The sequence below is a fragment of the Halobaculum sp. P14 genome (genome assembly GCF_051195155.1).
Classification (GTDB): Archaea; Halobacteriota; Halobacteria; order Halobacteriales; family Haloferacaceae; genus JBNTKA01.
The window spans coordinates 129,879-139,965 of the sequence record NZ_JBNTKB010000008.1; the positions used below are offsets into that span (position 1 = coordinate 129,879).

A 10,087-nucleotide genomic window follows, 5' to 3' on the forward strand; every position below is an offset into this window, starting at 1 on the left:
CCTACGGAGAAAGCAATAAATATGTACCTAAACCAACTCTGGTTGAGTTATCGATGCGTCCCTGGAGCCGCGCCGCGGCCTACTCCGCGGTGCTCGCCGGCGTGCTCGCCGCCGTCGTGACGGTGAGCGCCGGCGTCGGCCCGGTGTCCATCCCGGCGCGCACGGTCCTCGCCGTGCTCGCGAACAGCGTCGCCGTCCCGGTGGGCGTCGACCTCGCGGGCGGCGTCGGCGCGGACGCCGCCGGCCTCCCGGTCCGGCTCCGGTACGCCCACCCGTTCTCCTTCCCCGTCTCCGACGTGAACAGCACCATCGTCATGCAGGTCCGGCTGCCGCGCATCCTGCTCGGCGCGTTCGTCGGCGTCGCGCTCGCGTCCGCCGGCGCCGTCATGCAGGGGTTCTTCCGGAACCCGATGGCGGACCCGTCAATCGTCGGCGTGTCCTCCGGCGCCGCGGTCGGCGCGGTCGCCTGGATCGTCGCGCCGAGCGCCATCGTCGCCGCGCTCGGCCCGCTGGGGAGTCTGCCGTTCGTCGGCCTCGGCGGCGCCGCGTTCGTCGGCGCGCTCCTCGCCGGCTTCGGCGTCTACCTCGTCGCCACCCGCGACGGCCGCACCCCGGTCGCGACGCTGCTGCTCGCCGGCGTCGCGGTCCAGACGTTCCTCGGCGCCGTCACGTCGTACCTGCTGCTCCGCAGCGGCGAGTCGATGCGCCGCGTCGTCTACTGGCTGATGGGCCACCTCGACAACGCCTCGTGGGGCGACGTCGGCGCCGTCGCGCTCGTCGTCCCGCCGCTCGTCGCGGTGCTGTTCGCGTACAGCCGCGACCTGAACGTGCTGCTGCTCGGCGAGTCCGACGCCGGCGCGCTCGGCGTGAACGTCGAGCGCAGCAAACGCGCGCTGCTCGCCGTCTCCTCGGTTCTCACGGCGGCCGCCGTCGCCGTCTCCGGCGTCATCGGCTTCGTCGGCCTCATCGTCCCGCACGCGCTCCGGCTCGTCGTCGGCCCGGACCACCGCGTCCTGCTGCCGACCAGCGCGCTCGCCGGCGGCGCCTTCCTCGTCGCCGCCGACACCGTCGCCCGCTCGGGCGCCGCCGAACTCCCCGTCGGCATCGTCACCGCCGCCGCCGGCGCCCCCTTCTTCCTCTACCTGCTCCGCAAGCGCGAGGTGTACGAACTGTGAGCCGCGGCGACGCCGACGCGAGTCGCGATACCCCCGCGACGAGCCGCGCCGGCGACGCTGCCGGCGGCGCTGACGACGGCGCCGGCGACGCGGAGCAGCCGCGCATCCGCGCCACCGACGTCTCCGTCGCGCTCGGCGGCGACACGGTGCTCGACGGCGTGTCACTCGACGTCGACGCGGGCGAACTGGTGGGGCTCGTCGGCCCGAACGGCGCCGGGAAGACGACGCTCATCCGGGTGCTCAACGGGACGCTGACGCCCGACGCCGGCCGCGTGGCGCTCGCCGGCGACGACGTCGCGGGGCTGAGCCGCCGGGCGACGGCGCGCCGCGTCGCGACGGTGCCGCAGGACGCGACGTTCAGCTTCGAGTTCACGGTTCGGGAGGCCGTCGAGATGGGCCGGACGCCGTACGTCTCCCGGTTCGGGCAGGCCGGCGACGACGACGACGCCGCGGTCGAGCGGGCGATGGAGCGCGCCGAAGTCGCCGCGTTCGCCGACCGGGCCGTCACGACGCTGTCGGGCGGCGAACGTCAGCGGCTCCTGCTCGCACGGGCGCTCGCGCAGGACACGCCGGCGCTGCTGCTCGACGAGCCGACCGCGAGCCTCGACATCAACCACCAGCTCCGGACGTTCCGGCTCGTCGCCGACGCCGTCGCCGACGGGAAGGCCGCCCTCGCCGCCATCCACGACCTGAACCTCGCAGCGCGGTTCTGCGACCGGCTCGTCCTGCTCGCCGGCGGCCGAATCCGCGCGGCCGGCGACCCCGAAGCCGTCCTCGCGGACGACGCGCTCGCGGAGTCGTTCGGCGTCGACACCGCGCTCAACCGCGACCCCGCCGTCGACACGCCGCTGCTCACCGCGCTCGGCGAACAGCGGCCCGACGCCGGCCACGACGACGGCGACGGCGACCACGCCGGCCACGACGACGGCGACGACGGCGACGATTCGAACCGGTAGCCCTTTCGCCGCCGCCGGCCGATTTCGCGGCATGAGCGTGCCGTGCGTCCGCGTCCCCGTCGAGGACGGCGAAGCCACCCGCGAGCGGCTCGCGGAGCGCGGCGTCCTCGACGGCGACCGCGAAATCGAGGTGGAGGACGGCGACATCTACATCCCGGTCACCGACGCCGACGCCGTCGCCGACGACTACGACGTCGTGGCGCGCGACGCCGCCGAGCGCGACCGGCCGCGGACGCCCGCCGAGATTCTGGGGTACGAGCCGACGTACGAGCGGCTCGGCGACGTCGTCATCGTCGACGAGGACGACCCGGCGACGGCGCAGGCGGTCGCCGACGCCGTCATGGCCTCCGACGTCCCCTGCAAAACCGTCGTGAACCGGGCGTCGAAGGTCCGCGGCGAGTACCGCGTCCGCGACTGGGAGGTGCTCGCCGGCGACGGCACCGAGACCGTCCACCGCGAGTACGGCCACGAGTTCCTCCTCGACATCGCCGACGTCTACTTCTCGCCGCGGCTCGCCACCGAGCGCCACCGCGTCGTCACGCAGGTCGACGCCGACGAGCAGGTCGTCGACATGTTCGCCGGCGTCGGGCCGTTCGCGGTGCCGATGGCCGCCCGCGGCGCCGACGTCGTCGCCTGCGACCTGAATCCGCGCGCCGTCGAGTACCTCCGCGAGAACGCCCGCCGCAACGACGTCACCGACCGCGTCACCGCCGTCGAGGGCGACGTCCGCGACGTCGCCGCCGACTACCCCGACTGGGCCGACCGCGTCCTCATGAACCTCCCGCACACCGCCACCGAGTTCCTCGACACCGCCGTCGCGTTCGCCGGCGACGACTGCGTCCTCCACGTCTACGACATCCAGCACGAATCCGACCCGTACGGCCCCGCAGAGCGCGCCATCCGCGACGCCGCCGGCGACGACTACCGCGTCGACGTCCTCACGGAACACGACGTCCGGTCGTACGCGCCACACGAACTGAACGTCTGCGTCGACGCCCGCCTCCGCCGGATGTGAGAGCGGGGCACGGCGCCGCGGTTCCGGAATCCTTATTTCCGTCTCCCCCCGACGACTGATACACGCGCCGGTGTAGCTCAGCTGGCAGAGCGATTCCTTCGTAAGGAATAGGCCGAGGGTTCAAATCCCTCCACCGGCTTGCCTTCTGACGACCGTACCGTCGCCGACGAGCCGTTTTCGAAGCGCCGAATTGTGGCAGCGCGCAGCGCCGGCTCAGTTCTGCCGCCACTCGGCGTCGCCGCAGCGGCCGCACTCGACCCGGCCGTGCGTGACTCTGAGGTCGGTGGCTTCCCAGTCGTGGCCGACCACTCGGCACAGGATTTGTGTTCCCTTCATCGTTCTGCGCTCTCAGTGACTACTCATGCACTAATCTCGAATAAGTCTTCTCTGTATTCACCTATATAGCGATATTATCTGTTAATTGCACACAGAGACTAGAAGGTCATGTTTGGGTGTGCCAAGGACGCCTCTTCAGGTGTGAACGCTATCGGGAAGGGGCAGGCTGGACCGCGAGCGGGGGAGTAGCGCCCGAGTACCTGTAGACTCCCCGGTGTTTTTGTGTTGACAGAGGAATCGTGGGCGTATGGCAGGTGCCCTCCACCTCGCAGTCCGGACAGTCCACGTGCTCGGCATGGTCGTGCTGCTCGCCGGCTCCGCGGCGGTGTGGGCGGGGCTCCGGGTCGGCGACCGCGCGGCCGGCCCGCTGCTCAGGCAGTTCGAGTGCGTGTTCTGGGCGGCGATGGGCGTGATGGTCGTCACCGGCGTCGGGAACCTCGGGGCGCTCGGCGCGCCCGGCCCCGGGACGCGCTGGGGCGCCGTGTTCACCCTGAAACTCGCCGTGGTCGCGCTGTTCGTCGCCGGCTCGGGCGTCCGGTCGCTGGCCGTGTTCCGCCTCCGCGACGTCGACGACCCGGACGACGCCGTGTGCCGGCGCATCACCTCGTCCTACGGTGCGACGACGGGTGCGCTGCTCGTGGTCGTCGTGCTCGCGGAGGTGCTCGCGCATGGCTGAGTGGCCGGACGCGGAGACGTGGTCGGTGGCGACGTTCAACGTCGTCGGCTTCGCGCTGCTCGCGGTGCTCGCCGGGCACGCGGCCGGCGCGCTCACCGGGGCGCTCTCGGGGCTCGGGACGCTCCCCGGGTTCGCGGCGTTCGGTTACCTGTGGCTACTCGTCGTCGCGACGACGCGGTGGGTGTTCGCGCTCGGCGGCCTCCGGCGGAGCACCGACGGCGAGACGCTGCACCTCCTCGGCCGCGGCGCGGTCGGCGGCGCCGTCGTCGGCATGGGGTTCGCCGTCGCCGGCGCCGTCGTCCTCGCCGGCCTCGAACTGCTGGAGGGGACCGGCGACGTCGTCGTGCTGGCGTACCTGTTGCTGCTCGGCACCGCCGGCGGCGCCGTCGTCGGCAGCGTCGTCGGCACCGCGTTCGGCGTCGTCGACGTCGCGTGCTACCGGGCCGCGGCGCTCCTCGCACCGGAGACGGGGCGGGCCGCCGCACCGCCCGCGGATGCTTCTGATGCCTCTGAGTCATCGACCCGCGGCCGCTGACGAATCACGCCGCACCCGCCTCGGCAGCACAAATTTCTGTTTCTAGGGATTGATGGATTAACTCATACCTCTGCGGTGAGAATCGTCGCGTCGGGAGAGTATTCGCCGGATGCACCGAGTCAGCGCGCCTGCGACGGCGACAAGCGTTTTCCGTGTTTCCAGTGTATTTTCTTGGACACGTGTCAGACACCGGGCGATACCGGGTCGTCGCGCGGGCCGCGGTGGTCGGCACGCTGGTCGTCGCTGTGGTCGCCGCGGGGGCGGCGCCCACGGCAGGGCAGACGGTCAGCGGCGCCGCGGCACACCTGACGGGCGACCGGGCGAGCGACGGCGCGGCGGCGCTCAGCGCGCCGCTCGCGGCGACGGAGGGCAGCGTTTCGGGCGGGACCGTGCAGTTCGCGTACGTCAACAGCAGCACCAGCGAACTGACGCTGGTCACCACCGACGGCGACCGCATCGGGACGGGCGTCTCCGCCGAAATCGTCGGGGCGGCCGCGGACATGGACGGCGACTGGTACGCCGAGGTGCCGTACGTGACGGGGAACGGCGACCTGTCCGTCATCGACCGGTCGGGGGAGCAGAAGCTTCTCGCGACCGGCGTGAAGGCCTCGAAGACCAAAGTCGCCGTCGGCGACCTGGACGGCGACGGCACCACGAGCGTCTTCTACACCCCTGGAAGCGGCGGCGACGGGCTACGGCGGGTCACGTATAACGGCGCTCCGACGACGGTCGTCGACCCGGGCGACTCGCTCAGCGGCGCGGCGGGCGTCGCTGACGTCACCGGCGACGGCGTCGCCGAAATCGTCTACAACAGCGCCGGGATGCTGCGCTACTACAACACGACGGGCCAGCAGGACGTGGAGTTCTCGGGTGAGCCGGCGGCCGGCGGCACCGTCGGCGCCCCCCGGGACTTCGACGGCGACGGCGTCGCACGGGTCCCCATCGTCGACGGCTCCGGGAACGTCGAACTCGTCGGCGTCGGCGGAGTCACGACGCTCGCCAGCGGCGCGAAGAAGACGCCGGTCGCCGCCGTCAACTGGACCGGCGACGGCACCCCGGAGGTGCTGTACCTCACCTCGTCGCCGCCGAGCAAGATCGGGTACGTCACCTACTCCGGCACAACCGGGACCGTCGACGGCGTCAGCGCGGCGACCAGCGCCGGTGTCGCGCTGGTGAACGGGCAGGACGAGCCGCTCTCGCTGTCGAACTTCACGGTCGCGAACCGGTCGGAAGTCGGGGAGCCCGGGACGCTGAACGTCTCGTTCACGGCGACCGAGCCGCTGAGCGCCGTCACCGTCGACGTCGCCGGGCCGGACGGGACGACGCTCCACCTGTCGAACTTCACCGAGACCAGCGACGGCGGCGACTACGTCTACAACGCGACGTACACGCCGGACGCCGACGGCACCTACGACGGGACGCTCGAATCCGCAGCGTCGACTGACGGCGACGCTGCGTCGCCGGGGCTCACCGACTCCGGCGTCGTGGACGCCAGATTCAACGTCTCCGACCTGGACGCGACGACGCAGAGCGGGACCGACATCGCCATCGGCTTCAACGCCTCCGAACCGCTGGGCGGCGTCGACGTCGCCGTGACCGGGCCGGAGGACGCGACGCTCGACCTGTCGAACTTCTCGACCGACGACGCGGCGGCGCCGTACCGCTACACCGGCGTCTACGAGGACGCCGCCAGCGGGAACTACACCGTGACGGTGGACCGGGCGACGTCCCAGGACGGCCAGGTCGACGGCGAGAACCTCACCGACGACGTCTCCGTGTCGGACTTTTCGGTGTACAACCTCACGCTCGAAACCGCGGCCGACGGGAATCTGACCGCCGGCTTCAACGCCACCGACGACGTCTCCGACGCCGACCTGACGCTCGACGGCCCGGACGCTCCCGCGGTGTCATTCGGCGACTTCGACGAGGTCAGCGCCGGCGACGACTACCGGTACCGGGCGAGCCTGAACGCGACGACCGACGGGAACTACACGCTGACGCTCGGCGACGCGACCGACGACGACGGCCAGACGGTCACCGAGACGCTGACGGTGAACGAGACGCGCGACGTGGCCGTGCCGACGGTCGTCTCGGCGAACCTGACGGACGCGACCGACGGGAACGGCGTCGTCAACGAGACCGACCGGCTCACCGTCACCGCGAACGTCTCCGGCGACGTCGACGAGGTGACCGCCGACCTCTCAGCGTTCGGCGCCGGCACCGTCGTGTTGACCCGGCAGGACGGCGCGTACCGGGCGACCGTCGACGTCGACGGCGGCAGCGACGGCGCACACGCCGTCACCGTCACCGCGGACGACGGCCAGGGGAACACCGACGAGGCGACGACCGACGAGGTGGTGCTCGACACGACCGCGCCGCAGGTCGCCGTCGCGAACCGCACCGTGACCGTCGACGAATCCGCGACGTACGCGCCGAGTCAGGACTCGGACGCCACCACCCGCATCGTCTCGTACACGTGGCGGTTCCCCGACAACACGATGAAAACCGGGCGAACCGTCTCGTACACGTTCGACGCGACCGGGACGTACACGGTCCGACTCACGGTCGCCGACGCCGCCGGGAACACCGCGTCCGACACCGCGACCGTGACGGTCGAATCCGCGTCGACCGCAACACCGACCGACACCCAGACCGCGACCGCAACACCGACCGACACCCAGACCACGACCGCAACACCGACGCCTTCGTCGGGTGGCGGAGGCAGCGGCGGCGGACTCAGTGGCGGCGGTGGCGGTGCGGTCTCCACCGCGACGCCCACACCGACTGCGACGCCGACGGCCACGCCGACGCCGACTGCGACCGCGACGCGGTCAGCGACGCGGACGGCGACTCCGACGGTGACCGCGGTGACGACGACGGCAGCGGGAGCCGGGGTCGGCGGTGACACCGCGACGGCGACGAAGCAGGGCGGGGAGCCGCCGGCGACGACGACGCCGGGCGGCGGTGCGACGAGCGTCTCGCCGATTCCGGTGCTGCTGCTCGGGATGCTGGCGCTCGCCGCCGCGATTCCGGTCGTGCCGCCGCTCGTCGGCGACAACCAGGAGGAGGAAATCGACGCACGCGGCCAGTGGATTGCGCCGACGCCGCGGCACTCGCCGGACGACGACGGCTGGCGGCGGTTCCTTCCGGTGGCGCTCCGCGGCGACGACGACGAATAGGTCGGGCGGGACGCCGCGAATCCGGGGGCGGCCGCGAGCGCCTGTACGGCAAGCGAAACCGGGAAGCGTCGCGGCGCCGCACCTGCGGCTATGCTCACGTTCATCGGTCTCGGCCTGTACGACGAACGCTCCGTCACCGTCGAGGGCCGGGAGGCGCTCCGCGCCGCCGACCGCGTGTTCGCGGAGTTCTACACGAGCCGGCTCGTCGGCACCACGGTCGACGACCTCGCGGCGCACCACAGCGTCGACGTCGAGGTCCGCGACCGCGAGGGCGTCGAGCAGCGCCCGGAGCCGATTCTCGACGCCGCCGAAGACGGCGACGTCGCGTTTCTCACCGCCGGCGACACCATGATTTCGACGACGCACGTCGACCTCCGGGTGCGCGCCGCAGAGCGCGGCGTCGACACCCGCGTGATTCACGGCGTCACCGCCCAGTCCGCCGCGTCGTCGCTGACCGGGCTGCAGAACTACCGGTTCGGGAAGGCGGTGACGCTGCCGTTCCCGTACGCGCACGGCGCCGACGGCGTCCCGCAGAGCGTCCGCGACGGCATCGACGCGAACCGCGACCGCGGGCTGCACACGCTCGTCTACCTCGACATCAAGGTCGCCGGGTCGTCGCCGGCCGGCCCGCAGCCAGGCGAACCGGACGAGTACATGTCGGCGTCGACGGCCGCCGAGATGCTCGCGGACGACTGGGACGCTTCCGCGCTCGGCGTCGTCGTCGGCCGCGCCGGCAGCCCCGACCCGGTCGTCGCCGCGGACCGGCTCGGCGCGCTCGCCGACCGCGACTTCGGCGACCCGCTGCACATGCTCGTCGTCCCCGGCGACCTCCACCACCTCGAAGCCGAAGCGCTCGAAACGCTCGCCGGCTGCCCGGTCGACGCGCTCCCGGAGTTCTGAGTCGACGGCGAAAAACGGCGTCCGGCGGGGCCGCGAGGAGGAGTCTGGGTCGGCCGGTCCGTCAGAGGCGCTGTGAGCCGGAGTCGGCGGCCGCGTCGTGCGCCGGGTCGACCTGGCTCCGGAGGTCGTACTCCTCGTTCGTGAGGAGGTACAGCACGTCCTCGACGACCGTGAGCAGTTCGGGGAGTTCGCGGACGACGAGGTAGGTGATGCCGACGAGCGCGACGACCGCGAGCACCTGACTGAGGATGCGGTCGGCGACGAAGTACGACACCTTGTAGACGTTGTCCGAGCCGAACAGGAACAGCACCTCGTCGACGAACACCTGGAGGTACTGGTTGCCGAACGTGACGCCGATGAACGTGGTGCGGACGAGGTTGAGCGCCCAGATGACCGGAATCGACACGGCGAGCGCGCGGAGCTTCCGGGCGAGCGGCGCGCGGACCGCGGCGATGAGCCCGACGAAGATCGCCATGCTGCCGAGCCCGGTGCAGGCGAGCAGGATTTCGAACAGGAGGTTGTGGCCGCCGGCGGTCGTGAACTGGTAGGCGTTCATGTAGCCGAGCACCGGCCCCTCGACGCGCTCGGGGTGGTAGCCGAGCAGCCGCATCACGAACCCAGTCTGCTCGGTCACCGTCAGAATCAGGACGCGCTTCGGCGCCGGGACGTGGACGCCGGCGACCGTGAACGACGGAATCGTCTCGAACGGCAGGTACACCAGCCCCATCGCGGCGACGGCGCGCGACAGCACGAACAGCGAGTCGCGGCCGTTCCACAGCAGCCAGCCGGCGTACAGACACGCCGGTACGGCCGCCAGCGCCAGGACGCCCTCGACGTAGCTCTTCTGCGTGAACGCGAAGTGCGGGAACAGCACCAGCCAGAACGCGGCGAACAGCGCCCACGCCGCGGCCGTCGTCGCCCGCGCCGGGTCGGCGCCGGCGGAACTGAGCCGGTCTGAGAGCGCGGCCAGCCAGCCCCGCCCCGACCGCTGGAGCCCCGCGGCGGACCGACGCTGCAGCCAGTCGAACGACGCACCGACGAGGAACGCGGCGATGACGAGCCACGCGAACAGGTCGGTGAGTACGCTCGGCATGTCCTGAAACCAGGCGTCCGCGCAGTAAAGCCCTTGTCGTCTCACCCGACCTCGGCTGCGTTGTCCCGAGTAGTATTCTGGTCGGAGAGTGCTGCGGCTGTGGGGTGTAGCGTCCGAAAGAAAAGGTCCGCGTGAAGCGGACTGCAGTTGAGTGACCGGTTTCGCCGGTCAGTCGTTGTTCACGTTAGTCGCGACGGATCGCGAGCAGCGCGGCGCCGAGCA

General features: G+C 71.6%; 9 protein-coding genes and 1 tRNA gene. 8 read left to right on the forward strand and 2 right to left on the reverse strand.

All coding sequences use genetic code 11. From position 1 onward, the window contains the following. Positions 1-53: 53 nt before the first annotated feature. The 4 genes from btuC to ACQUS7_RS14495 all read left to right on the forward strand — a co-directional run bounded on the left by btuC (position 54) and on the right by ACQUS7_RS14495 (position 3,285). On the forward strand, positions 54-1,175 hold the full coding sequence (gene btuC / locus ACQUS7_RS14480) for a vitamin B12 ABC transporter permease BtuC (protein ID WP_435126840.1): 1,122 nt from the start codon (positions 54-56) through the stop codon (positions 1,173-1,175). Continuing rightward, positions 1,172-2,131, forward strand: coding sequence for a heme ABC transporter ATP-binding protein (locus tag ACQUS7_RS14485; RefSeq protein WP_435147946.1), 960 nt, complete (start codon positions 1,172-1,174; stop codon positions 2,129-2,131). The genes btuC and ACQUS7_RS14485 overlap by 4 nt, the downstream gene beginning before the upstream one ends. Positions 2,132-2,162: 31 nt before the next feature. Further along, the gene (locus ACQUS7_RS14490; protein WP_435147948.1) at positions 2,163-3,146 is read left to right on the forward strand and encodes a class I SAM-dependent methyltransferase; all 984 of its coding nucleotides are present in this window, start codon (positions 2,163-2,165) and stop codon (positions 3,144-3,146) included. Positions 3,147-3,212: 66 nt separating this feature from the next. Next, positions 3,213-3,285 (forward strand) — tRNA-Thr (locus tag ACQUS7_RS14495). A gap of 74 nt (positions 3,286-3,359) precedes the next feature. On the opposite strand, the gene ACQUS7_RS14500 is transcribed toward ACQUS7_RS14495, so the two are convergent. Continuing rightward, entirely contained in the window at positions 3,360-3,482 is a 123-nt protein-coding gene (locus ACQUS7_RS14500) for a hypothetical protein (RefSeq protein ID WP_435126834.1), read from the reverse strand. A gap of 247 nt (positions 3,483-3,729) precedes the next feature. Between ACQUS7_RS14500 and ACQUS7_RS14505 the strand changes: the two genes are divergently transcribed. The 4 genes from ACQUS7_RS14505 to dph5 all read left to right on the forward strand — a co-directional run bounded on the left by ACQUS7_RS14505 (position 3,730) and on the right by dph5 (position 8,772). Beyond that, positions 3,730-4,158, forward strand: a complete 429-nt coding sequence (locus ACQUS7_RS14505) for a CopD family protein (RefSeq protein ID WP_435147950.1) — start codon at positions 3,730-3,732, stop codon at positions 4,156-4,158. After that, complete coding sequence (locus ACQUS7_RS14510; RefSeq protein ID WP_435147952.1) at positions 4,151-4,693, forward strand: hypothetical protein; 543 nt, start codon at positions 4,151-4,153, stop codon at positions 4,691-4,693. Before ACQUS7_RS14505 ends, ACQUS7_RS14510 begins: the two co-directional genes overlap by 8 nt. Before the next feature lie 179 nt (positions 4,694-4,872). Continuing rightward, a complete protein-coding gene (locus ACQUS7_RS14515) occupies positions 4,873-7,872 on the forward strand; it encodes a PKD domain-containing protein (RefSeq protein WP_435147954.1) in 3,000 nt (999 codons plus the stop codon). Positions 7,873-7,962: 90 nt separating this feature from the next. Further along, positions 7,963-8,772, forward strand: a complete 810-nt coding sequence (gene dph5 / locus ACQUS7_RS14520; protein ID WP_435147956.1) for a diphthine synthase — start codon at positions 7,963-7,965, stop codon at positions 8,770-8,772. A gap of 61 nt (positions 8,773-8,833) precedes the next feature. On the opposite strand, the gene artA is transcribed toward dph5, so the two are convergent. Further along, entirely contained in the window at positions 8,834-9,865 is a 1,032-nt protein-coding gene (gene artA, locus ACQUS7_RS14525) for an archaeosortase A (protein ID WP_435147958.1), read from the reverse strand. Positions 9,866-10,087: the final 222 nt, after the last annotated feature.